Origin of the sequence: Rodentibacter mrazii, from assembly GCF_001998825.1 — a bacterium.
Classification (GTDB): domain Bacteria; phylum Pseudomonadota; class Gammaproteobacteria; order Enterobacterales; family Pasteurellaceae; genus Rodentibacter; species Rodentibacter mrazii.
Window position 1 is genome coordinate 1 of sequence record NZ_MLHG01000104.1, and the last position, 24,368, is coordinate 24,368.

The 24,368-nt window shown below is 39.1% G+C and carries 24 protein-coding genes, 1 tRNA gene, 1 pseudogene and 1 other annotated feature; of the genes and pseudogenes, 17 read left to right on the forward strand and 9 right to left on the reverse strand.

Features of this window, described 5'->3' with window-relative positions; all coding sequences use genetic code 11:
- The first annotated feature begins 104 nt into the window (after window positions 1-104).
- The 5 genes from BKK47_RS11590 to BKK47_RS11610 all read left to right on the forward strand — a co-directional run bounded on the left by BKK47_RS11590 (window position 105) and on the right by BKK47_RS11610 (window position 4,791).
- Window positions 105-1,058, forward strand: coding sequence for an ABC transporter permease (locus BKK47_RS11590; protein ID WP_077494979.1), 954 nt, complete (start codon window positions 105-107; stop codon window positions 1,056-1,058).
- On the forward strand, window positions 1,051-2,004 hold the full coding sequence (locus BKK47_RS11595; RefSeq protein WP_077494980.1) for an iron chelate uptake ABC transporter family permease subunit: 954 nt from the start codon (window positions 1,051-1,053) through the stop codon (window positions 2,002-2,004). Before BKK47_RS11590 ends, BKK47_RS11595 begins: the two co-directional genes overlap by 8 nt.
- A gap of 13 nt (window positions 2,005-2,017) precedes the next feature.
- Window positions 2,018-2,785, forward strand: a complete 768-nt coding sequence (locus tag BKK47_RS11600; protein ID WP_077494981.1) for an iron ABC transporter ATP-binding protein — start codon at window positions 2,018-2,020, stop codon at window positions 2,783-2,785.
- 33 nt (window positions 2,786-2,818) lie between these two features.
- Window positions 2,819-3,727 (forward strand): siderophore ABC transporter substrate-binding protein, encoded by a 909-nt coding sequence (locus BKK47_RS11605; RefSeq protein ID WP_077494982.1) that lies wholly within the window; start codon window positions 2,819-2,821, stop codon window positions 3,725-3,727.
- A 110-nt stretch (window positions 3,728-3,837) separates the two neighbouring features.
- Complete coding sequence (locus BKK47_RS11610) at window positions 3,838-4,791, forward strand: sigma 54-interacting transcriptional regulator (RefSeq protein ID WP_077494983.1); 954 nt, start codon at window positions 3,838-3,840, stop codon at window positions 4,789-4,791.
- 26 nt (window positions 4,792-4,817) lie between these two features.
- Here BKK47_RS11610 and hflX read toward each other — a convergent pair whose 3' ends face one another.
- The 3 genes from hflX to rluC all read right to left on the reverse strand — a co-directional run bounded on the left by hflX (window position 4,818) and on the right by rluC (window position 7,522).
- The gene (hflX, locus tag BKK47_RS11615) at window positions 4,818-6,173 is read right to left on the reverse strand and encodes a ribosome rescue GTPase HflX (RefSeq protein WP_077494984.1); all 1,356 of its coding nucleotides are present in this window, start codon (window positions 6,171-6,173) and stop codon (window positions 4,818-4,820) included.
- A gap of 8 nt (window positions 6,174-6,181) precedes the next feature.
- Window positions 6,182-6,460: an RNA chaperone Hfq gene (gene hfq / locus BKK47_RS11620; protein ID WP_059365662.1), complete on the reverse strand. Its 279-nt coding sequence runs from the start codon at window positions 6,458-6,460 to the stop codon at window positions 6,182-6,184.
- 90 nt (window positions 6,461-6,550) lie between these two features.
- Window positions 6,551-7,522 carry a 23S rRNA pseudouridine(955/2504/2580) synthase RluC gene (gene rluC, locus BKK47_RS11625; protein WP_077494985.1) on the reverse strand — a complete coding sequence of 324 codons (972 nt, stop codon included), beginning with the start codon at window positions 7,520-7,522 and terminating at the stop codon, window positions 6,551-6,553.
- A 404-nt stretch (window positions 7,523-7,926) separates the two neighbouring features.
- Here rluC and rne point away from each other — a divergent pair, with 404 nt between their 5' ends.
- Window positions 7,927-10,725, forward strand: coding sequence for a ribonuclease E (gene rne, locus BKK47_RS11630; RefSeq protein WP_077494986.1), 2,799 nt, complete (start codon window positions 7,927-7,929; stop codon window positions 10,723-10,725).
- A gap of 138 nt (window positions 10,726-10,863) precedes the next feature.
- Window positions 10,864-10,953 (forward strand) — tRNA-Ser (locus BKK47_RS11635).
- A 48-nt stretch (window positions 10,954-11,001) separates the two neighbouring features.
- Here the strand turns inward: BKK47_RS11635 and priC are convergent.
- From priC to gloA, 4 genes and pseudogenes are all read right to left on the reverse strand, one after another.
- Window positions 11,002-11,586, reverse strand: a complete 585-nt coding sequence (priC, locus tag BKK47_RS11640) for a primosomal replication protein PriC (protein WP_077494987.1) — start codon at window positions 11,584-11,586, stop codon at window positions 11,002-11,004.
- A 31-nt stretch (window positions 11,587-11,617) separates the two neighbouring features.
- The gene (locus BKK47_RS11645) at window positions 11,618-12,970 is read right to left on the reverse strand and encodes a Na+/H+ antiporter family protein (RefSeq protein ID WP_077494988.1); all 1,353 of its coding nucleotides are present in this window, start codon (window positions 12,968-12,970) and stop codon (window positions 11,618-11,620) included.
- A gap of 87 nt (window positions 12,971-13,057) precedes the next feature.
- Window positions 13,058-13,179 (reverse strand) — a sequence feature (His leader region).
- Between the two features lie 79 nt (window positions 13,180-13,258).
- Window positions 13,259-13,955, reverse strand: a pseudogene (gene rnt / locus BKK47_RS11650) (ribonuclease T).
- 73 nt (window positions 13,956-14,028) lie between these two features.
- Entirely contained in the window at window positions 14,029-14,436 is a 408-nt protein-coding gene (gloA, locus tag BKK47_RS11655) for a lactoylglutathione lyase (RefSeq protein WP_077494990.1), read from the reverse strand.
- Between the two features lie 259 nt (window positions 14,437-14,695).
- Between gloA and pgtP the strand changes: the two genes are divergently transcribed.
- Window positions 14,696-16,027, forward strand: a complete 1,332-nt coding sequence (gene pgtP / locus BKK47_RS11660) for a phosphoglycerate transporter protein PgtP (protein WP_077494991.1) — start codon at window positions 14,696-14,698, stop codon at window positions 16,025-16,027.
- Window positions 16,028-16,091: 64 nt separating this feature from the next.
- Here the strand turns inward: pgtP and cmoA are convergent, their stop codons facing one another.
- Entirely contained in the window at window positions 16,092-16,817 is a 726-nt protein-coding gene (gene cmoA, locus BKK47_RS11665; RefSeq protein ID WP_077494992.1) for a carboxy-S-adenosyl-L-methionine synthase CmoA, read from the reverse strand.
- A 145-nt stretch (window positions 16,818-16,962) separates the two neighbouring features.
- Here cmoA and aspS point away from each other — a divergent pair, with 145 nt between their 5' ends.
- The 9 genes from aspS to ruvB all read left to right on the forward strand — a co-directional run bounded on the left by aspS (window position 16,963) and on the right by ruvB (window position 23,625).
- Window positions 16,963-18,732, forward strand: a complete 1,770-nt coding sequence (aspS, locus tag BKK47_RS11670) for an aspartate--tRNA ligase (RefSeq protein ID WP_077494993.1) — start codon at window positions 16,963-16,965, stop codon at window positions 18,730-18,732.
- A gap of 78 nt (window positions 18,733-18,810) precedes the next feature.
- The gene (locus BKK47_RS11675; RefSeq protein ID WP_136126919.1) at window positions 18,811-19,107 is read left to right on the forward strand and encodes a hypothetical protein; all 297 of its coding nucleotides are present in this window, start codon (window positions 18,811-18,813) and stop codon (window positions 19,105-19,107) included.
- A 72-nt stretch (window positions 19,108-19,179) separates the two neighbouring features.
- Entirely contained in the window at window positions 19,180-19,503 is a 324-nt protein-coding gene (locus tag BKK47_RS11680) for a MazG nucleotide pyrophosphohydrolase domain-containing protein (RefSeq protein WP_077494995.1), read from the forward strand.
- Window positions 19,500-20,060, forward strand: coding sequence for an LOG family protein (locus tag BKK47_RS11685; RefSeq protein WP_077494996.1), 561 nt, complete (start codon window positions 19,500-19,502; stop codon window positions 20,058-20,060). The genes BKK47_RS11680 and BKK47_RS11685 overlap by 4 nt, the downstream gene beginning before the upstream one ends.
- 3 nt (window positions 20,061-20,063) lie before the next feature.
- Window positions 20,064-20,552, forward strand: coding sequence for a dihydroneopterin triphosphate diphosphatase (nudB, locus tag BKK47_RS11690; protein ID WP_077494997.1), 489 nt, complete (start codon window positions 20,064-20,066; stop codon window positions 20,550-20,552).
- Between the two features lie 19 nt (window positions 20,553-20,571).
- Window positions 20,572-21,312 carry a YebC/PmpR family DNA-binding transcriptional regulator gene (locus BKK47_RS11695; protein ID WP_077494998.1) on the forward strand — a complete coding sequence of 247 codons (741 nt, stop codon included), beginning with the start codon at window positions 20,572-20,574 and terminating at the stop codon, window positions 21,310-21,312.
- Window positions 21,313-21,359: 47 nt separating this feature from the next.
- Window positions 21,360-21,932: a crossover junction endodeoxyribonuclease RuvC gene (gene ruvC / locus BKK47_RS11700; RefSeq protein WP_077495002.1), complete on the forward strand. Its 573-nt coding sequence runs from the start codon at window positions 21,360-21,362 to the stop codon at window positions 21,930-21,932.
- A gap of 60 nt (window positions 21,933-21,992) precedes the next feature.
- A complete protein-coding gene (ruvA, locus tag BKK47_RS11705; protein WP_077494999.1) occupies window positions 21,993-22,607 on the forward strand; it encodes a Holliday junction branch migration protein RuvA in 615 nt (204 codons plus the stop codon).
- A 10-nt stretch (window positions 22,608-22,617) separates the two neighbouring features.
- Entirely contained in the window at window positions 22,618-23,625 is a 1,008-nt protein-coding gene (gene ruvB / locus BKK47_RS11710) for a Holliday junction branch migration DNA helicase RuvB (RefSeq protein ID WP_077495000.1), read from the forward strand.
- 61 nt (window positions 23,626-23,686) lie between these two features.
- Here the strand turns inward: ruvB and BKK47_RS11715 are convergent, their stop codons facing one another.
- On the reverse strand, window positions 23,687-23,992 hold the full coding sequence (locus BKK47_RS11715) for a DUF5339 domain-containing protein (protein ID WP_077495001.1): 306 nt from the start codon (window positions 23,990-23,992) through the stop codon (window positions 23,687-23,689).
- Window positions 23,993-24,368: the final 376 nt, after the last annotated feature.

Consider the following 24,368-nt stretch of genomic DNA (forward strand, 5'->3'; position numbering starts at 1 on the left):
CTAATCTACGTCAGCCCCAATCCTTTTTATTCATCAATTCTATCTTTATCCGCCTATTCTGATGTGCTATCCTTTCAAAGTTAAGAATTATTATCATTTTATTCATGGTTAAACGGCGTTATCTTGTTTTTCTCCTTGTTGTACTTTCATGTATTTCACTTTTTCTAGGCGTTAGCACGGTTAATTGGCAAGGATTGCTTCGTTTTGAAGGAAATCACTGGCAAATTCTTTTGATTAGCCGTGTCCCACGTTTGGTGAGCATTTTAATTGCTGGGGCGGCTTTAAGTATTTGTGGTTTGGTTATACAGCAATTAAGCCAAAACCGCTTTGTTTCGCCGACTACAGCAGGAACAATGGATAGTGCGCGCCTTGGTATTTTAATTGCGATGCTGTTTTTTCCAGCGGCTTCTATGTTGCTGAAAACCGCCGTTGCTGTGATCGTTTCATTTTTGGGCACATTGTTATTTATGACAATTCTTTCCCGCTTGAAATTTAAAGATATGATTTTTGTGCCGTTAGTAGGAATGATGTTCGGTAATATTATTAGCTCAATAACTGCATTTATTGCCTATCAGCAAGATTTATTGCAAAACCTTTCGGGCTGGTTACAAGGCGATTTTTCATTGGTGATGGCGGGGCGGTATGAACTGCTTTATTTTAGTATCCCAATGTTGGCGGTGGCATATTTGTTTGCACATCGTTTTGCCATTGTGGGAATGGGAAAAGATTTTGCGATAAATTTAGGCTTGAACTATAACCAAGTGCTTTATATCGGATTGTTAATCATAGCAGTGGTGTCGTCTATTATTATTGTTTCTGTTGGGATTATCCCGTTTCTAGGCTTGATTATTCCGAATATTGTCACCCTTTATTTAGGTGATAATTTGAAAAAAGTGCTTTCACATACAGCATTGTTGGGGGCGGTTTTTGTTTTGTTCTGTGATATTTTGGGAAGAGCGGTCATTTATCCTTATGAAATTTCGATTAATACTATAGTAGGGGTATTTGGTAGCGGCATTTTCTTGTTTCTATTGTTAAAGCGGTATCGAAATGCGTAAGAAATCTTTCTATCAACTCATTGCGCTTGCGATTTTAGTTTTAATATCTATTGCACTTTATTTAGGTTATGCCTTGCCGAGCCGTTGGCAGTACGCTTTGGAAAATCGTAGTCTTTCCCTTTTGGCAATTATGATTACCGGTGTTGCCGTAGCACTCGCTACGATGATTTTCCAAACAGTGGTTAATAACCGTATTTTGACCCCGAGTATTTTAGGTTTGGATTCGTTATATTTGTTGATCCAAACCGGCATTATTTTCTTGTTCGGTTCCGGCACATTATTATCAATGAATTCCATCGCTTTATTTATCATTTGTAGCGGTGCCATGATACTTTTTTCCCTTTTGCTTTATCATTTTTTATTTAGAAAAGAGTCTCAAAATCTCTTCTTTTTACTACTTGTTGGCATTGTATTTGGTACTTTTTTCGGCAGTTTGACCACATTTATGGAAGTGCTAATTGATCCAAATGAATTTCAAATTGCACAAGATATTGGCTTTGCGAGCTTTAATCGAATTAATACAAATATTTTGTGGATTGCATTGGTTATTTTAATTATCACTACCTTGTATAGTTTACGTTATTGGCATTATTTTGATGTTTTGGCTCTAGGGCGTGAAAATGCGATTAATTTAGGGGTGGATTATCATCGGATTACAAAAACATTATTGATTTTAGTGGCAGTTTTGATTTCGGTTTCCACTGCGTTGGTCGGGCCGCTGACTTTTCTTGGTTTGTTGGTAATGAATATTACCTTTGAATTTATCCATGATTATCGCCATAAAATCTTAATTCCTGCTGTGATGTTAAGTTCGGTGGTAACTCTTGTGTTGGGGCAATTTTTAGTGACGCAAATTTTTACCTTCCGTACCACATTGAGCATCATCATTAATTTTGTGGGCGGTGTTTATTTTATTTACCTTTTATTAACAACGAATCGTCAATAGGGCATAGCGCAAGATGACAATCGAAATTAGAAATATCAGCAAAAGTTACAATGGTAAAAAAGTGGTGGATAATGTTTCATTAGTTATTCCAAAGGGGAAAATTACTTCTTTCATTGGCCCAAATGGTGCGGGAAAAAGTACGGTGTTATCGATTATTAGCCGTTTGCTTTCTGCCGATACTGGTGAGGTGTATTTAAATAATGAATTGCTGAATAGTAAAAAGAGTAGTGAGATTGCCAAACAGCTCGCTATTTTGAAACAAACCAATAATATTAATTTACGTTTGACTATTGAGGAATTAGTCGCTTTTGGTCGTTTTCCTTATTCCAAAGGAAATTTGACGGAAACCGACCGCACTTTTATCGACAATGCGATAGCTTATATGGATTTAGAGACGATTCGCCACCAATATATTGACAGCCTAAGCGGGGGGCAGCGTCAACGTGCTTATATTGCGATGATCTTGGCGCAAGATACGGACTGTATTTTGCTTGATGAACCGCTCAATAACCTTGATATGAAACATTCGGTACAGATTATGCAAGTGTTGCGTAAATTAGCGAATGAATTAAACAAAACCGTGGTAATTGTGATCCACGATATTAACTTTGCTTCTTTTTATTCGGATTACATTATTGCAATGAAAAATGGACGTTTGGTGCAACAAGGCGATGTAAACCATATTATGCAATCTGCCGTTTTACAAGAGATTTATAATATGGTTATTCCAATTCAAGAAATCAATCAACATAAAATTGCCGTTTATTTTAGATACGACTAGGGCATGCCCCGATTTTAACTTTAGGAGTTTTCAATGAAAAAAACATGTTTTACTTTAGCTTTCTCTTTTCTCACGTTAATTGGTCGCGCTCATGCTGCCGATATTATTGTTGAAAATTTTGCCGGAAAGCAAACCGTGCCACAAAACCCACAAAAAGTCGTGGTGCTTGATTTTGGTGCGGCAGATACAATTAGGGCTTTAGGGGCAACGGATAAAATCGTGGGTTTTCCACAAAGTGGTAAAATCCCAAGTTATCTTTCAGAATTTGCCGATAAGAAATTTAAAAATGTGGGCGATTTAAAAGAGCAGTCTTTGGAACAGATTAATGAAATTGCGCCGGATCTTATTATTGCCTCAAAACGTCAGGAAAGAATGCTGGATAAATTCAAAGAAATTGCACCGGTTTTCTTCATCGACAACGATTACAAAAATTACTATGACAGTTTTCAGCAAAATGTGACCGCACTTGCTCAGATTTTTGATAAAGAAAAAGTTGCGAAAGAGAAATTATCTGCCTTGGATAACACAGTAAGTCAAGTGGCAAAAAATGTACAACATAAAACAGCGTTATTAGTACTTGTGAACGAAAGCAAAATTAGTGCGTTTGGAGACGGCTCACGTTATGGGATGGTATATCAAAAATATGACTTCCAACCTATTGATCCAAATATTAAATCTTCGACTCACGGGCAAAGCGTGGGATTTGAGTATATTTTAGAGAAAAATCCGGATTTCTTATTGGTGGTAGATCGCACGGCAGCAATTACAGAAAAAGTCAAGAATGCGCAGAAGGTGCTGGATAACGAGATCATCAAACAAACCAAAGCCTACAAAGAAGGAAATATTGTCTATTTGGATGCGGCGAATTGGTATCTTGCCTTTGGCGGTTTGGAATCAATGGAGATAATTTCAAAAGAATTGAATAATGCTGTACAGAAATAAATTAAATAAAACCCCTTCCGAGGGGTTTTATTTGTCTGTAAAATAATCTTTACAGGTTTATGTAAACAACATATTATTAGTTCAATTTCCATCTATTCGGATTGTTCAAAATGACGCTTAAATTTGATCCTCAGCATCCCTTCGCTTGTTTCATCACACAAAGTGAAACCATGAAAAGTGCGGTAGAAAATGCCCAACGTTTTGCCATGTTTGATGTGCCGTTATTGATTCAAGGGGAAACCGGTACGGGAAAAGATTTATTGGCAAAAGCCTGCCATTATCAAAGTTTGCGCCGAGATAAAAAATTTATTGCGGTGAATTGTGCAGGCTTGCCTGATGAAGATGCGGAAAGTGAAATGTTTGGGCGAAAAGTGGGAAACAGTGAGACAATCGGTTTTTTTGAATATGCTAATGAAGGTACGGTACTGCTAGATGGAATTGCGGAGTTATCGCTCAATCTTCAAGCCAAATTATTGCGTTTTTTAACGGACGGCTCATTTCGCCGTGTAGGGGAAGAAAAGGAGCACTATGCTAATGTGCGTGTTATCTGTACCTCTCAAGTTCCTCTCAATAGCTTAGTTGAGGAGGGAAAGGTACGGGCAGATTTATTTCACCGTTTGAATGTATTAACTCTCAATATACCGTCATTACGAGAGCGTATAGCGGATATTCAACCCTTGGTTGAAGGCTTTTTACAAGAAATTAGTGATGAGTTGAATATAAAATCACCCGTTTTCGATCAGGATTTTCTTACTTATTTGCAACAACATGATTGGCAAGGAAATGTTCGGGAACTTTATAATACCCTGTATCGCGCCTGTTCTTTATCAAAGGATAATCAGTTGCGTGTTGAAAATTTAAATCTCACCTTACCGAAAAGTGCGGTCATTTCCATCGATGAATTTGAAAACCAAACATTAGAGGAAATTATTGGTCAATATGAGGCTAAGGTTTTGCGGGCTTTTTACAAAGAGTATCCGAGTACCCGCAAACTTGCGCAACGCTTGGGTGTATCTCATACTGCGATTGCAAATAAGCTAAAGCAATATGAGATTGGAAAATAATATTGTGCTGTATAAAAATGTACGTGCTAAATTTTTATCTGAGTTAACGTTGGAAATTGTTTGCACAACTTTAGCCATTCCACTTTATTGATCTGCATATTTAATATAAATTCGCCTTGCTCTGTAATTTGCTCGTTTCGTACTGCATCTAATTGATAAAGAGTATGACGGAGTTTCCCCTCGTGAGGTTGAAGAACGAGCGTCAGTGAAAGTACTTCGTTTTTTAACCGCAGTTTAATGGCTTCAAGCAATAATTCAATGCCTTCCCCGTTATGGGCTGAAAGATAAACCGCAATGGGATTATTTTCATCATCATATTCAATATGGGGTGACACGCCATTTAGTAAATCAATTTTATTATAAACCAACAAGGCGGGAACGTTATCCGCTTTAATTTCTTCCAATACTGAAACTACCGCTTCTATATTTTCCGACATTCGAGGATCAGTTGCATTGATGATATGTAATAAAAGATTGGCTTCGACGGTTTCTTGTAAAGTGGATTTGAATGCGGAAACCAAATCATGCGGCAGTTGGCGTACAAAACCTACCGTATCGGCAAGAATGGTTGTGCCGACATCTTGAATGTGTAAACGGCGTAAAGTGGGATCGAGTGTGGCAAAGAGCTGATCCTCCGCATAGACCCTAGCTTGTGTGATTGCATTAAAAAGGGTCGATTTTCCTGCGTTGGTATAGCCCACCAGGGAAATAGTCGGAATATCTGCTTTTTGTCTTGTTTGACGATTTTGATGACGCTGTTTTTCGACTTTTGCTAAACGATTTTGTAACTGACCAATACGCACTTTGATGAGACGGCGATCTGTCTCTAGCTGTGTTTCCCCCGGTCCTCTTAACCCAACCGCTCCTTTTTGTTGATCTAAACCGGTTTTACGGCGAACCAAACGCGTTGCTAAATGTTTTAATTGTGCCAGTTCTACTTGTAATTTCCCTTCATGAGATCTTGCCCGTTGGGCAAAAATATCTAATATGACGCCCGTTCGATCGACAACACGACAGTTACATAAATTTTCTAAATTGCGTGTTTGGGCAGGCGTAAGTTGATGATTAACCAATATCACATCTGCATTATATATTTTTACCGCTTCAGCAATTTCCTGTGCTTTTCCTTCTCCCACAAAATATTTAGCTTGGGGCGTACTACGACTGGTTGTTATTACTTCCAAAGTATTCACATTGGCTGATTTAGCAAGCAGGAGAAATTCTTTGAGATCGTCAAGATTTTTATTTTGTGAAAAGAAAACATGCACAACGATAGCGGTATCACACTGAGAAACCGAGTCTTGATGAGCTTGGGACAAAGAAAGTGCGGTTGAAATTTCAGGTAAATTTTCAACCGCACTGAGTGTTTTTTTACAATCCATTGAATCAATTATTCTGATTGTGTTCCGGTTTCTTCCGTAGCTTCTACAGGCTGCACATTATGGTGATTATTATTGTGATGAGAAACAGAACGTGCCGGTACAACAGTAGAAATTGCATGCTTGTACACCATTTGGTTTACGGTGTTTTTTAACAAAATTACAAACTGATCGAATGATTCAATTTGCCCTTGTAATTTAATCCCGTTTACCAAATAAATTGATACGGGAATACGCTCGCGACGTAGCGCATTTAAATAAGGATCTTGTAAAGATTGTCCTTTTGCCATTTTGCTATCCTTTGTGTTGTCGTTATTATGAAATCATGATAGAAACGAGTTGTCTCCGAGCTCAAATATAACAATAAATGCCAAATTTGTCTATTTGCTTTCCCGTAACTTTTTCAATACGGCTTTTATTTTTTCATCAAGCGGTGCATTGAAGCGTAAGGTTTCGCCTGTTTTGGGATGTTCAAAGCGAATCGAAAAAGCGTGTAAAAACAAGCGGTTTAAGCCAAATACTTGTATTTGTGCATCAAAATCCTTATCTCCGTATTTAGTATCTAATGCAATGGGATGACCGGCATACTGAGTATGCACGCGGATTTGATGGGTTCGTCCGGTGATCGGTGACGCCTTTATTAAGGTTGCGTTAGAATAACGTTCCTCAATAGAAAAACGTGTTTCGGAAGGTTTACCTTGTTCACTCACACGCACGATACGTTCTCCGCCGGCAAGCTCATTTTTTAGCAATGGAGCTTTTACCACTTTAACATGCGATTGCCATAGCCCTCGAACGAGGGCTAAATAATCTTTTTGTACCGTTTTTAAGCGAAGCTGTTCGTGCAGATTTCGTAGCGCAGAACGTTTTTTAGCAATAAGTAGAATACCGGAGGTATCCCGATCCAAACGGTGCACTAATTCTAAAAAACGGGCTTCAGGGCGTAATGCGCGTAGGGCTTCAATCACGCCGAAATTTAATCCGCTGCCACCGTGAACGGCAATTCCGGAGGGTTTATTTAATATGATTAGATGTTCATCCTCAAACAGAATGTTATGTTCAAGATCCGCAACTTTATTTAAATTTTTCGATACCGGAGTGCTATCTTTTTCTGCTGTTCGTACCGGTGGTATGCGTACTACATCGCCTGTCTGTAATTTATACTCAGGCTTAATTCGTCCTTTATTCACCCGCACTTCACCTTTACGAATAATGCGATAAATCAAACTTTTGGGTACGCCTTTGAGTTTTGCCAACAAATAATTATCTATGCGCTGAGCCGCTTCATCTTCACTAATTGTGAGCATTTTCACGGAGGAATTAATGATATTTTCTTTCTGTTCTTTTGTCATTTTTTCACCTTTTGGAAATTGACGCGAATCATATCATAAAAGCCTTATCTAAGGTAATTATGACCTTGCTAATTTATCGGTTTATATGGATAATAGAGCGTCTTTTTACGCATAAAATTTGACGTAAAAAATGACTCATTTGGTTGGTAGAAACTCAATGCGGCATTTGGCATAAGACATTGATAATCAACATTTTTTTCTCGAGATAAACAAGCGGCTTGTAACGCGTGCGAAATATCGCGTTATTTTATTAAACAATCCTTTTATCGTTTCATAACGTTATCAATGCACCCAGCAACATACAATCGTGAGATTGACTGGCGCGAGAAACACGAGGTCGATAACGAAGCAAAGTGCGGTTTATTTTGAGGTACTTTTAAAAATTTAAAAAAAGAGAATTGACAATGAAAAGAATGTTAATCAATGCGACTCAAAAAGAAGAGTTGCGTGTGGCGCTTGTTGATGGACAACGCCTTTTTGACTTGGATATTGAAAGTCCGGGACATGAACAAAAAAAAGCAAATATCTACAAAGGGAAGATTACCCGTGTAGAACCAAGCCTTGAAGCGGCTTTTGTGGATTATGGTGCGGAACGCCACGGTTTTTTACCGTTAAAGGAGATTGCACGAGAATATTTTCCGGCAGATTATGTGTTCCAAGGTCGTCCGAATATTCGTGATATTTTAAGCGAAGGGCAAGAGGTCATTGTTCAAGTAAATAAAGAAGAACGTGGCAATAAAGGCGCAGCTTTGACAACTTTTGTTTCCCTTGCCGGCAGTTATTTGGTGATTATGCCTAACAATCCGCGTGCGGGTGGAATTTCTCGTCGTATTGAAGGCGATGAACGCACGGAATTAAAAGAAGCGTTAAGCTCACTTGATGTGCCGGAAGGCGTAGGCTTAATCGTTCGTACTGCGGGTGTAGGTAAATCACCGGAAGAATTACAATGGGATTTAAAAGTTCTATTACATCATTGGGAAGCAATCAAACAGGCCTCCCAAAGTCGCCCTGCTCCGTTTTTAATTCACCAAGAAAGTGATGTGATTGTTCGTGCCATCCGTGATTATTTACGTCGTGATATTGGTGAAATTTTAATTGATAGTCCGAAGATTTTTGAAAAAGCGAAAGAGCACATCAAACTGGTTCGTCCGGATTTTGTGAACCGTGTGAAATTATATCAAGGCGAAGTTCCTCTCTTTAGCCATTATCAGATTGAATCTCAAATCGAATCAGCGTTCCAACGTGAAGTACGTTTACCGTCAGGCGGCTCAATCGTTATTGATGTGACGGAAGCTTTAACGGCGATTGATATTAACTCTGCCCGCTCAACCCGTGGGGGCGATATTGAGGAAACAGCCCTTAATACAAATCTTGAAGCGGCTGATGAAATTGCACGACAATTACGTTTGCGTGACTTAGGGGGATTAGTCGTTATTGATTTTATCGATATGACGCCAATCCGTCATCAACGTGAAGTGGAAAATCGCATTCGTGATGCGGTACGCCAAGATCGTGCGCGTATTCAAATTAGCCGTATTTCACGTTTCGGCTTGCTGGAAATGTCTCGTCAGCGTTTAAGTCCGTCTCTCGGTGAATCTTCCCATCATATTTGCCCGCGTTGCCAAGGAACCGGTAAAGTACGTGATAATGAATCGCTTTCTTTATCAATTTTACGTTTGATTGAAGAAGAGGCATTAAAAGAAAATACCAAGCAGGTACATACCATTGTGCCGGTGCAAATTGCTTCTTACCTATTAAATGAAAAACGTAAAGCGATCAGTAGTATTGAAAAACGCCATGATGTTGATGTGATTGTCGTGCCGAATGAAGCGATGGAAACACCTAATTTTAGTGTATTCCGTATGCGTGATGGTGAGGAGCTTAATGAGCTAAGCTACAATTTAGCCAAAGTCTATAGTGTGCAGGAAGAGGTTGCTGATGAATTATCGGTTTCACGAAATACTGAAACGGTGCTTGTTTCTGAGCAACCGGCAGTAGAAAGTGCAGCACTTTCACTTTCTATCTCTGAAGCCGCACCAACGCCGATGGAACGTAAATCGAATGAGTTGTCGCTGTTGGCAAAAATTATTGCCAAAATTAAAGCATTATTCAGTCCGGCACCGGTGGTTGAAGAAAAACCAAAACATAATCGTAATAGCAATCGTCATCAGCGACGCACTCAAGAACGCCGTAATGTAGCGCATCGCTCAAAATCAGAGAATAATGCAGCGGAAAAAACGGAGCAGGGTGCAGCTTCTACGCGTGAGCGTAATCAACGCCGTTTACGTCGTCATTCCGTGGCAAATGAAAATCCGGCTGAAAGTGCGGTCAATTCTACGCCTGTTTCCGATAATAAGAGTGACAAAGTAGAACAGCCGGTGCAACAACGCCGTCAACGTCGCGAATTACAGAAACGTGTGCGTATTGATGATAATGCGGTTAATGCTAATGTACCTCGTGCACCGGTAGCAACAAACGTTGAGATTGTTGAGGAAACGCTGGAGCCGACAGTGGCTGAAATGACCCAAGCCGTCGTAGGGGTTGAAGAAAAGCAAAATCGTCAGGATCGTCAGCGTCGTACGCCACGCCACTTGCGTGTATCAAATAATCAGCGTCGCCGCCGTCAAGAGCCTAAATCACCAATGCCTCTGTCTTTCGCTGTTTTTTCTCCTGAGTTGGCAAGTGGAAAAGTGTGGGTCGATTATTCGGCATTGAATACAGTAAAAGAAAATAACTTCTTATCTGTGGATGAGCTGCTTGAAAAAGAAAAAACAAAAAAAGGATTTATCACGCCGGCTACCGGTATTGTGGTTGAAAATACTTCAGTAGAAGTAAAACCTGCTTTGGATTTCATTACACAACCGGCAAATGAATCGGTACAGAAAAAAGTACAGGAATCATTAGATCGTCTTAATGCGGAAAAAATGCAAAATGAAGTGGTTTCAAATGAGACTACTGAAGTTGAAAATTTAGCTAAATTTGACCGCACTTACGAGTTTTCAGGTCGTTTAGGCACGGTCTCTTCAGTGACTCACACTAAAGCAGAAATGACCCTTGCAAAAGCCAGTGAAGAAATAGCAGAATCTTTTCCAATTGTAGAATGGATGGAATCGCGTTATTACTTCTACGGAAAAGGAGCTGCGGGGCATCATAGTGCGATTAGCCACGTGTATTCCGAACCCACACATGCAAAATCGGAATAAGTAAAAATAAAATTGGTACGAAAAGTACCAATTCTTTTGCCTTTAGATTGAGCTAAAATTAATCACTCAAGAAAAAGATATCTTTTTATTCTTGACGGAATTGGGGAAAAAACGTATTATTCACCCCGCTTAAATCACGGAGGAATGGTCGAGTGGTTGAAGGCACCGGTCTTGAAAACCGGCGAGGGTTTACGCCCTCCGTGAGTTCGAATCTCACTTCCTCCGCCATCAAATTTTAAAAATCCCTTAATCTATTGATTAAGGGATTTTTGTTTTCTATTTATCTGTTGTATTACTGCTTTTTTGTTCTTCTTTAAAGGTTAAATACTCTTCTAATAAATCGATTGCTTCTTGGCATTTCCGACGACGATGTTTATAACTATTGGCTAATTCTGCCATTCTTTTTTTCTCAATGGGATCATTTTGCGTGAGGGCGAAATCTCTATGTTGTTGATACAAATTATTCAGTTGCTCAAGTGCTTCGTAATATTTCTCTAAACGTTCACGTGGGGGTAATTTATGAATACTATGCTGTGTTTTTTTTATGGTCGGATTTTGTTGTCGTTTCTGTTGAGTAAACGTCATATTTTTCCGATTGAGCGTTTCAGACAGCGCATTACATTGTTTGAACAGATGTTCTGCAATAAAGTTGTAATGATTTACATCATTAGAATCAAGGGATTTCATTCGTATCAGTGTTTGATTAATTTCAGCAAAATAAAATGACAGAGTTTGCCCATTTTCACTGAATAAAGTGCGGTCAAATTTTGTGAAAATTTTTTCTTCAAGTTGGGTCGAGTGAATTTGATAAAGCTGCTGAACCTTTTGTTCCAGCTTTTCAATGAGTTGTTGAATGAGCATAAAAAATCCCCCTGTTGGGGGATTATAATCGTTAAAGATACATTGCTGCAATCCAGCCAAACACTAATAATGGAATGTTGTAGTGAATGAATGTCGGCACAACGGAATCCCAAATGTGATCGTGTTTTCCATCTATATTCAATCCTGAGGTCGGTCCTAAGGTTGAATCGGAAGCGGGGGAGCCTGCATCACCAAGTGCCGCAGCAACGCCTACAATTGACACAGTTGCTAATGGTGAGAAACCAAAGGAGAGGCACAGTGGCACGTAAATTGAGGTAATAATCGGTACAGTAGAGAAAGAAGAGCCGATTCCCATTGTGATTAATAAGCCGACAATCAACATCAAGAATGCGGCTAATCCTTTGCTTTGAATTGCACCATTGCTAAGATTTTGCACTAAATCCGTTACGCCGGTGGTGGCGTTAATTACATTTGCAAAACCAGAGGCGGCAATCATTACAAAGCCGATCATTGCCATTAAACGCAAGCCTTGTTGGAAAATATTATTACTTTCTTTGAGTTTGAAAATACCGAATAGGGCAAAGATCGTTAAACCGACTAAACCGCCGATAATCGTTGAACTGGTAACCAGTTGTGTTGCAAAGGTGGCAAAAATAGCAATAAGGCTTGCTGTAATTTGTTTTGGTCGAATATTGGCAATATGCGCTTCAATTTCTTTAGTTGTGGGCTCTTCAACAAGAACATTATATTGGCGTGGTTTGCGATAAGTGATAAATACGGCGGTTAATAAACCTAATATCATGCCGATGACCGGTAGCAACATTGCAAGGGAAACTTGAGCGACATCTGTTTGTAAACCAAGGTTTGCTCCTGCCTGATTGATATTTTTTACCAAAATACTTTCGATAAAAATCTTACCGAAACCGACAGGGAGTAGCATATAAGTTGCAGTTAAACCGAATGTGAGTACACAAGCAACAGCACGGCGGTCGATGTTTAAACGATTAAAAATTGAAAGTAATGGCGGTACGACAATGGGGATAAAGGCAATGTGCACGGGGAGCAGGTTTTGGGACGAAATAGAAAATAATACCAAAATGCCGAAAATTAAATATTTAAACCATGTAAGATTGTTACTTGTCGGAGTTTTGTTTATTTTTGTGATGATTTTATAGGCGATTAAATCCGTAATACCGGATTTGGAAATCGCGATAGCGAAAGCACCGAGCATCGCATAGTTCATGGCAACTTCAGCACCACCGCCCAGCCCGCCGGTAAAGCTTTCAATGGTTTTCGTTAAACCAAGACCGCCACATAAACCGGCAGTGAGTGCGGCAATGACGAGTGCTATAATAACATTAATACGTAGTAAGCTGAGTGTCAGCAAAACGATAATTGAGATAACAACTGGGTTTGATAACATTGTGTTTTTCCTTATGAATAAATGTGTAAATTGAGTTATTTAATTTTATTGAATATGTAATATTGATGGTCGGTACTCCTCTAATCATAAAATAACCCCCCGAAAGTTGCCTTCCGAGGGGTAAGATTTTTATTATCCTGTCTGCTCGGAAGAAATCTTCCAAGCACACCAAAAACCTGAAAGATTATTCAGTCAAATGGTGGCGATGATGGCGACGGACTATGTTCATTTTTTATCTCCAAATAAGAATTGCTCTCTAAGCTACTGTAAAATAGCAAGAATTGCAACTTAATTTAAAAAAAAATTAAGTGCGGTTATTTTTTCTTCCGTTTTTTCATGATGTGGGGATATGCGGAAAGCCCCCTAAATTTTTCAAATGATTTACCATATAGCAAAATAACTCTGCGGTACGCTCCGTGTCATAGAGGGCTGAGTGAGCTTGTTTCCCATCAAAAGGAATATTTGCCGCCTGACAGGCTTTTACTAACACTGTTTGTCCAAACATTAATCCCGCTAGGCTTGCAGTATCAAATATACCAAAAGGGTGGAAAGGATTACGTTTGATGCCGGTGCGCTCTGCCGCCGCCATAACGAAACTCTGATCAAAGGTTGCATTATGAGCTACGATGATGGAACGTTGGCAGTCAGCTTCCTTTTGCCCTCGGCGAACCATTTGGAACAATCCGGTTATTGCTTCTAACTCTGATACTGCGCCACGTAAGGGATTATGAATATCTATACCGTTAAATTTTAATGATTCCGGATTGATATTTGCTCCTTCAAACGGTTCGATATGAAAATGGCATTTTTGATCAGGGTGTAAATACCCGTTTTCGTCCATTTTTAACGTAACCGCGGCTAATTCTAATAAGGCATCTTTTTTTGCGTCAAAACCGGCAGTTTCCACATCAATGATGACAGGAAAATAACCTCGGAAACGATTTTTTAATTGATTGTGATGAGGAATTTCTTGAGAATCGGACATTATTTATCCTTAAAAATAAAATAACGCAGGTGAACCTACGTTATTAAAATATTGTAGAAAATGACCGCACTTTTTAATTACCTAGTCCGGCTTTTGCGTTTTTATTTTCAATAAATTCGATTTTGTAACCATCAGGATCTTCCACGAAGGCAATTACTGTGCTACCGCCCTTAACCGGTCCGGGTTCACGGGTAACTTTACCTCCATTTGAACGCACGGATTCGCAAGTCGAATAAATGTCATTTACACCAATTGCAATATGTCCGTATGCCGTACCAAGCTCATATTCTGTAACACCCCAGTTATATGTCAGCTCAATGACCGAGGATTTATCCTCATCATCATAACCTAAAAATGCGAGAGAATATTTATATTCGGGATTTTCACTAGTTCGCAATAGACGCATTCCTAATACATTTTGATAAAACTTAATTGAGCGATCTAAATCACCTACTCGTAACATGGTATGTAAAATTCGCATAGGGTTAATCCTTTTTGAACAGGGAAACAGTGAGGGGATTATGCCATAAATCGTGGAATAAATCAGTAAAAGCGATTAAAGGATTATATTTTTGAAATTAGTAGGATAAAAGTGACATTTTTTGATTTAAAACAACATTGGTAAACAATATAAATGTTAGACTCCTTTCCTTTTACATTGACATTCGTTTTGAATGTATCACTAGCAAAACACAGTCTGTTGTTTCAATCAGTGTGTTTAAATACCATAAGGGGTTTGTATGTTCTCTTTTTTAAAGGCGTCTCCACCGTCTCCACGGATTGATAATTCTAGAGTTGATTCTGAGTATAAAAAATTACGTTGGCAAGTTTTTGCCGGTGTGTTCATTGGTTATGCTGCATATTATCTTATCCGTAAAAACTTTTCTCTCGCTATTCCTTATTTAATTGATGAATATGGTTTTACTAAAGCTGATTTAGGCACAGTAGGTGTTGCTTTGTCTCTCGCTTACGGTTTTAGTAAGTTCATTATGGGGAACGTGTCTGATCGCAGTAATCCAAAATATTTTATCACCATTGGTTTGCTTGGTTCTGCGGTAGTGAGTCTGATTTTTGGCTTAGTTCCCGGAGTGCTGGCTTCTATTCCGTTAATGATCATTTTAGCTGCTTTGAATGGTTGGTTCCAAGGTATGGGGTATCCGCCGGGTGCAAAAACGATGACTAACTGGTTCTCAGTGTCCGAACGTGGTGTTTGGTGGAGTTGGTGGAATATATCCCATAATTTAGGTGGTGGTTTAATTGGTCCATTAGCGATTCTTGGTTTAGCGATTTTTGGCACATGGCAATCACTATTTTACTTGCCGGCATTAATTGCCATCGTGCTAGCTTTCATTATGTTTGGGCTTATGCATGATACACCGGAATCTCAGGGCTTACCGCCGGTTGATGAATGGAAAGGGGAAAAAATCGTGCAGCATGTTGAGTCTGCACATACGCTTTCTTCTAAAGATATTTTCAAAAAATATATTATTAATAACAAATTCTTATGGTCAATCGCTATTGCGAACGTTTTTGTGTATTTCATTCGTTACGGCATTATTGACTGGGCTCCAACATACTTAAAAGAAGTGAAACATTTTTCTGTAGATAAACAGAGTTGGGCATATTTCTTATATGAATATGCAGGGATTTTCGGTATGTTAGCCAGTGGTTATTTGAGTGATAAAGTCTTCAAAGGACATAGAGCACCACCAATGTTATTATTTCTAACAGGTGTATTAATCGCCATTATTGTTTACTGGAAAAATCCGGAGGGTAATCCGTTAGTCGATAACATTTGTCTTGTTGCAATTGGTTTCTTAATTTATGGACCGGTAATGATGATAGGGTTACAGGCTGCTGATCTTGTGCCACGTATCGCGACAGGTACTGCAACGGGTTTAACCGGGCTATTCGGTTATTTATTGGGATCGGCGAGTGCAGGTTATGTGATGGGTAAATTAGTGGACTTATTTGGTTGGGACGGTGGTTTCTACGCATTAATCGTCTCTTGTTTCTTGGGTTTCATATTCATCGCATTCACCCTATTTTATAAATCCAATGCATTGAACTAATTCTTAGTTTTTCTATAAAGAGCGCTCAATTTAACACTTATTTGATGAGCGCTCTTTTATTTCACTATTTCACAGCGACCATTGAACCAAAATTAAAACATTGAAACCATAATTCTACCTGAGAAAATCCGATATTTTTTAACCGCACTTTGTGAGTTTCAATGCTGTCTGTTCGCATCACGTTTTCCAGTGCCGTGCGTTTTTGGCTGACTTCAAGTTCGCTATAACCGTTGGCTCGTTTGAATTGATGATGGAGATCAATCAGTAAATTATCCACCTTTTCGTTTTCAAAGCGGAATTTTTCTGAAAGCACCAATACTCCGTTTGTATTTAAACCTTGGTAAATTTTTGTGAGCAATGCGATACGATCTTCCGGTGGTAAAAATTGCAAGGTGAAATTTAGAATCACCATGGACGCATTTTTGATTTCGATATGTCGAATATCATCGCATAAAATTTCTACGGGAATCTCACTGTGATAGGCGGCAATATGCTGACGACAACGTTCAACCATCGGTTGGGAATTATCAATACCAATAATTTTTACATTGGGTTGATGGATATTGCGACGTATGGAAAGCGTCGCTGCGCCTCGAGAACAACCTAAATCATAGACAAGGCTGTTTGCCGTCACAAAGCGTTCGGCAAGCATACCGATAGCTGTAATGATATTGGAATAGCCGGGAACAGAACGTTGGATCATATCAGGGAAGACTTCGGCAACGCTTTCGTCAAAAGTAAAATCGCCCAGTTTTTCAATAGGTGCGGAGAAAAGGGTATCTTTTTGCATATAATTTGGAGGGAGAGTTAAAAGTGCGGTTATTTTAGAGAAAGTTTTGTCGGGCGCAAATAAATTTCTGTTTCCAATTTAAAAGCGGTACCAATTTCCGTATAATCAACCAGTTAATTTCAGAATATAAAAAAGGAATATAAAAATGATGCGTACACACTATTGCGGTGCTTTGAACCGTAGCCATGTTGGACAAGAAGTGACATTAAGCGGTTGGGTTCATCGCCGTCGTGATTTAGGCGGGCTGATTTTTATTGATATGCGGGATCGCGAAGGAATCGTACAAGTATATTTTGATCCAAAGTTCCAAAATGCTCTTACTGCCGCAAGTGCGTTGCGTAATGAGTTTTGTATTCAAATCAAAGGGGAAGTGATTCCACGTCCGGATAATCAAATTAATAAAAATATGGCAACGGGGGAAGTGGAAGTACTTGCTAAAGAACTCAAAATTTATAATGTATCCGATGTATTGCCGTTAGATTTCAATCAAAATAATACGGAAGAACAACGTTTAAAATTCCGCTATTTGGATTTACGCCGACCGGAAATGGCACAACGTTTGAAAACCCGTGCAAAAATTGCCAGTTTTGTACGTCGTTTTATGGACGATAATGGTTTCTTGGATATTGAAACGCCAATGCTCACCAAAGCTACACCGGAAGGTGCGCGTGATTATCTTGTTCCAAGTCGCGTGCATAAAGGAAAATTCTATGCGTTACCGCAATCACCACAATTATTCAAACAATTGCTGATGATGTCAGGTTTTGATCGTTATTATCAAATTGTGAAATGTTTCCGTGATGAAGATTTACGTGCAGATCGTCAGCCCGAATTTACCCAAATCGATGTAGAAACGTCTTTTTTAACTGCCCCTGAAGTACGTGAAATTATGGAGAATATGATCCACGGCCTATGGAAACATATTCTTGATGTAGATCTTGGTAAATTCCCGATCATGACATGGCACGAGGCGATGAGTCGATTTGGTTCCGATAAGCCTGATTTGCGTAATCCATTAGAATTGGTGGATGTGGCTGATATTGTTAAAGATGTGGATTTCAAAGTTTTCCAAGGACCGGCAAATGATCCGAATGGTCGTGTTGCCGTCATTCGTGTGCCTAACGGTAATGAAATTACTCGTAAGCAAATTGATGAATACACTCAATTTGTTGGTATTTATGGTGCAAAAGGCTTGGCATGGTTGAAAGTCAATGATGTGAATGCCGGTCTTGAAGGGGTACAAAGTCCAATCGCTAAATTCTTAAGTGAAGATGTGTTAAAAGCTTTGTTTACCAAAGTGGGGGCTCAAACCGGTGATATTCTGTTTTTCGGTGCAGATAAATGGAATGTAACCACTGATGCTATGGGCGCATTACGTTTGAAATTAGGTCGTGATCTCGGTTTAACCCGCTTAGACGAATGGCAACCGCTTTGGGTGGTTGATTTCCCAATGTTTGAACGTGATGAAGAGGGGAATCTTGCCGCAATGCATCATCCGTTTACCTCACCGCGTGATTTTACACCGGAAGAATTAGAGGCTAACCCAACCAACGCTGTGGCGAACGCCTATGATATGGTGATTAACGGCTATGAAGTAGGTGGTGGTTCAGTGCGTATTTTCGATCCGAAAATGCAACAAACTGTGTTCCGTATTCTTGGTATCAATGAACAGGAGCAGCAGGAAAAATTCGGTTTCCTACTTGATGCCTTAAAATTCGGTACGCCACCACATGCCGGTCTTGCTTTTGGTTTAGATCGTTTAACGATGCTTCTCACCGGCACAGAAAATATCCGTGATGTTATCGCTTTCCCGAAAACTACCGCAGCAGCCTGTTTAATGACGGAAGCGCCGAGTTTTGCAAATCCACAGGCATTAACCGAACTGGCAATTAGAGTGACCGCCAAATCGGAATAAATTCAAAGCCCTCTAAATCAGCTGATGTAGAGGGCTTTTCTCTTAGACTAAGAATGGTGAGAAATTGAAAAGGAGACGATGATGCTTATAAAAAATTGTAGTTTAGCCTGCCCGCATTGCCATTACTTGATCAGAATACCGCTTATCAAACCCATTCAATGGATCAAGCAGTGTCCCCACTGCCAACAAGCGATAAAATATAAACACTCGTTTGGAAAATCTTTTATCACGTTCTTGCTAGGCTATGCAATCGTTATGGTGATCTGTCATATACTGCTAGGAGAATATCCTAAAATTCATTTTATTTTAGGGTTGATTGGTGGTTTTATTACTCAACATGTTTTAGGTGATACACATTTTGAAAAAGAAAAGTAGTATGTAGTGTTTGATTAAAATAGAAAGCGGCAAGAAGTGATTTTTTCGTAAAAATTTGTAAGGGAATAAGAGATGAATTTACAACAATATCAACACTGGCTGGTGGAATATTATAAGCTTCGCCAATGGTATGGCTATAACCCTTTTATCCGCTTGAATTTTTTAACTGAAGAAGTAGGAGAATTAGCTCAGGCGGTGCGAGCTTATGAAATTGGGCGGGATCGTCCCGATGAGAGTGCACAATCTCAAGTACAGAAATTACAACACATTGAAGAAGAGTTGGGAGATGTATTGAATAATTTATTGATCTTAGCCGATAAATATGAATTAAATTTGACAGATATTTTACAGGCAAGTCAACAAAAAATACTAAATAGATTTAAGGATGAAAAATGAATATTACCGTTTATTGTGGAGCGGCTTTAGGTACTCAAGAGAGTTTTTATAAGTCTGCAGTGGAATTAGGCACGTGGATTGCAAAACGAAACGATACTTTGGTGTATGGTGGTGGGAAAGCCGGTTTAATGGGCGTCGTTGCGGACACAGTACTACAATCTGGTGGCAAAGTGATAGGCATTATTCCTGAATTTTTACAGAAAAGAGAATTGGTGCATACAGGATTAAGCGAGATCTTTGTTGTACAATCAATGATGGAGCGTAAAAAATTAATGATAGAAAAAGGTAATGCCTATATTGCTTTACCGGGAGGTCCTGGCACTTTGGAAGAAATTAGTGAGGTCATTTCTTGGGCGAGAATTGGACAGAATGATAATCCTTGTATTTTATTCAATCAGGATGGTTATTATGAGCCATTAAAAGAAATGTATGATCTGATGGTACAAAATGGTTTTTTAACTCAATCTGATCGGGAAAAGATCTTATTTTCAGCGAACTTAGCTGAAATTGAACAATTTATTGAAAATTATGTGCCACCGGCAGTGCGTCAGTATTAAGTGATGGCGGAACAAAAATATAAAAATCCTCATTCTGTGTTGGTGGTAATTTATGTTAAAAATCATGATCAAGTATTAATGCTCCAACGTCAAGATGATCCCGATTTTTGGCAATCCGTAACCGGTTCTTTGGAAGAAAATGAAACACCACGACAAGCGGTAATTCGTGAATTATGGGAAGAAGTGCGGTTAAAAATAACGGAAAATTCCACCGCACTTTTTGATTGTAACGAAAGTGTAGAATTTGAAATTTTTCCGCATTTCCGCTATAAATACGCACCGAATGTTACCCACTGCCAAGAGCATTGGTTTTTATTGGCGGTGGAAAGGGAATTTGTTCCCCAATTATCGGAGCATTTGGCGTATCAATGGGTTTCGGCAGAGCAAGCCGTCAGAATGACAAAATCCCCTAATAATGCCGAAGCAATCAGAAAATATTTATTAAACGATAAATTCGTAAAAACGAAAAAATTATCCCTTTTAACAAAATAATTTTAAGAAGGAAAACAATATGGCAGGCCATAGTAAATGGGCAAATATTAAGCACCGTAAAGCGGCACAGGATGCGCAACGCGGTAAAATTTTTACAAAATTAATTCGTGAATTAGTGACCGCTGCGAAATTAGGTGGTGGTGATGTCAGTGCAAACCCGCGTTTACGTGCTGCGGTGGATAAAGCATTAAGCAATAATATGACACGTGATACGATTAATCGTGCGATTGATCGTGGCGTGGGCGGTGGTGATGACACCAATATGGAAACCAAAATTTATGAAGGTTACGGACCGGGTGGCACGGCAGTGATGGTGGAATGTTTAAGCGATAATGCCAACCGTACGATTTCGCAAGTTCGTCCTAGTTTTACCAAATGTGGGGGGAACTTAGGAACAGAAGGTTCAGTCGGATATTTGTTCAGCAAAAAAGGCTTGATTTTAATTGCTGAAGCCGATGAAGATGCTTTGACGGAAGCCGCAATTGAAGCCGGAGCCGATGATATTCAATCACAAGACGACGGTTCATTTGAAATTTATACGGCGTGGGAAGATTTAGGAAATGTGCGTGATGGTATCGAAAAAGCCGGTTTCAAAGTTCAGGAAGCTGAAGTAACAATGATTCCATCTACAACAGTCGATCTTGATCTTGAGACTGCGCCGAAACTTCTTCGTTTAATTGAGATTCTGGAAGATTGTGATGATGTACAAAACGTTTATCACAATGGTGAAATTAGTGACGAAGTCGCAGCACAACTTTAGTTATTTGATAAATGGGTGGGATTCCTACCCATTTTTTTATGAAAAAGATGAATATTATTTTGGGTATTGACCCCGGTTCTCGTGTGACCGGCTATGGTGTTATTCGCCAAGTGGGTCGTCATTTAGAGTATCTTGGTAGCGGAGCGATTCGGACTCAAGTGGATGATCTTCCTGCTCGATTAAAGCGAATTTATGCCGGAGTGACGGAAATTATTACCCAATTTCAACCGGATATGTTTGCTATTGAGCAAGTCTTTATGGCAAAAAATGCGGATTCGGCATTAAAACTTGGGCAAGCACGAGGAACCGCAATTGTAGCTGCGGTAAATCACGATTTACCGGTATTTGAATATGCGGCAAGATTAGTGAAACAAACCGTTGTTGGGGTCGGATCGGCAGATAAGATTCAGGTTCAAGATATGGTTACACGCATTCTGAAACTTTCCGACAAACCTCAAGCGGATGCAGCGGATGCCTTAGCAATCGCGATTACCCATGCTCATTCTATGAACCATTCTTTGCATATTGCGGGTTCTGTGAAAATACTGGAAACTCAAGAAAAAATCACCGCACTTTTAAAGACACGCTATAGTCGTGGACGTTTTCGATTAAAAAAATAACTGGATGTTCGTCCAGTTTTCTTTTATTCTATGCAAAATTTTTATGCTTATGGATAAATTATGATTGGCCGTTTAACAGGCATTCTATTAGAAAAACAACCTCCCGAAATTCTGCTTGATGTGCAAGGTGTCGGCTATGAATTGCTTTTACCGATGACGAGCTTTTACGACTTACCTGAACTCGGACAAGAAACAGCCTTGTTTACCCATCTTGTTGTTCGAGAAGATGCGCATTTACTTTTTGGATTTGCCCAAAAAACCGACCGTACTTTATTCCGAGAATTAATTAAAACCAATGGTGTCGGACCCAAATTGGCACTGGCAATTTTATCAGCGATGTCTGTCGAACAATTTGCTTATGCGATTGAACGTGAAGAGCTTTCTAAGCTGGTTAAAATTCCGGGCGTGGGCAAAAAAACGGCAGAGCGTCTATTAGTTGAATTAAAAGGGAAATTTAAAGGCGTTAAACAAAATGATTTCTTTATAGAAAGTAAGCATATTCCGAGCGAATCCTCTGTTACTTCATACCGGGAAAGTTCGGAAGATGAGGCCGTTGCAGCGTTGATCGCACTAGGATATAAGCCGACGGATGCTGAAAAAATGGTTAAACGTGTGGTAAAACCTGAATTGAATAGCGAACAACTGATTCGTGAAGCCTTAAAAGCGGCGTTATAAGGGCGAGTAGATGATTGAAGCTGATAGAATAGTTAGTAGTCAAGCTAAGCTTGATGAGGATGTGATTGACCGTGCAATTCGTCCAAAATTACTTGCAGATTATGTTGGGCAACCACAAGTATGCGAGCAAATGGATATTTTTATTAAAGCGGCAAAATTACGCAAAGATGCTTTGGATCATTTGCTTATTTTTGGTCCTCCGGGATTGGGTAAAACAACACTTGCCAATATTGTCGCCAATGAAATGGGCGTGAATATTCGTACAACATCAGGCCCTGTTTTAGAAAAAGCCGGTGATTTAGCCGCGATGCTAACGAATCTAGAACCCTATGACGTACTGTTTATTGATGAAATTCATCGCCTTTCACCGGCTATTGAAGAAGTACTTTATCCGGCAATGGAAGATTACCAACTGGATATTATGATTGGAGAAGGACCTGCGGCACGTTCTATTAAATTAGATTTACCTCCTTTCACTCTGGTTGGAGCAACAACACGTGCCGGTTCTTTGACTTCCCCTTTACGCGATCGTTTTGGTATCGTACAGCGTTTAGAATTTTATTCAGTAGAAGATTTAACCTCAATTGTTGTTCGAAGTGCGGTTTGTTTAAACCTTGAATTGGAGCAGCAGGCCGCTTTTGAAGTTGCTCGTCGTTCCCGTGGTACACCACGTATTGCAAACCGTTTACTACGCCGTGTGCGTGATTATGCCGATGTAAGAAACGGAGGGATAATTTCTCTAGATATTGCGAAACAAGCGCTTTCAATGTTAGATGTTGATGATGCCGGCTTTGATTATTTAGATCGAAAATTACTGACTGCCATGATTGAGCGTTTTGATGGTGGTCCGGTTGGATTGGATAATTTGGCTGCCGCAATAGGCGAAGAGCGTGATACCATAGAGGATGTGTTAGAGCCTTATCTAATACAGCAAGGTTTTTTACAGCGTACCCCGCGTGGAAGGATTGCTACGACACAAACTTATCGCCATTTTGGTTTGCAAAAACTGGTGTCTTAGATAAATTAATAAAAAGGCTTATTGATATGTTTTCAATAAGCCTTTTTATTTAAAATTTAGTTTAATTAGTTTCTTCAGAACTATTTTTCATGCTATTTAGTTTTGCTAATCCTACATTGCAACTTTTGAGTTGGGTTGCAAGCTCCATTTCAAGGATTTGTTTTTTACTTTGATTGAGTTTATTTTTAATCTTGCTCACTTGTGTATGAGTACCGGGTTGTTTTTCTGCTTGAATGATTAAATTTTCCGTTTCTTTAAATAATTGAGCACATTGGGGAAGTATTTCATTAGATTTATGTGGTGCTGCAATTGTTGAAAATGATACCGCTGAAAAAAGTGCGGTAAAAACCATTGAAATTTTCTTCATTGTGAAGTCCTGTAAGAAAAAAATGTCTAAATATATGTAAACCTAACCCCGCGAGGTTAGCAAAATATGTAGTGTATGTCTAGATATTAATCAATATTTTTGTGAGTGATTGATTTTCATCAGAAAATCACCAAAATTTTTTCTAGTTTATATCAAAAATGTGAGCGAGCTAACATTTTAGCTGTTTTTTATCCTTATGATTAGTAGTAAAATGATACCCGTTCTGAGTTATCTGCTTCATAATTCATCATTTTATTGTATTAGTGTAATTCTCAAAAAGATTTATTATGTGTGGTGATTTAGTATTTGCTTAATTGGATTAAGTAGTTTAATTAGGTATTTGGGGTGATTATTTAAAGGATGGTCTTTATTAATC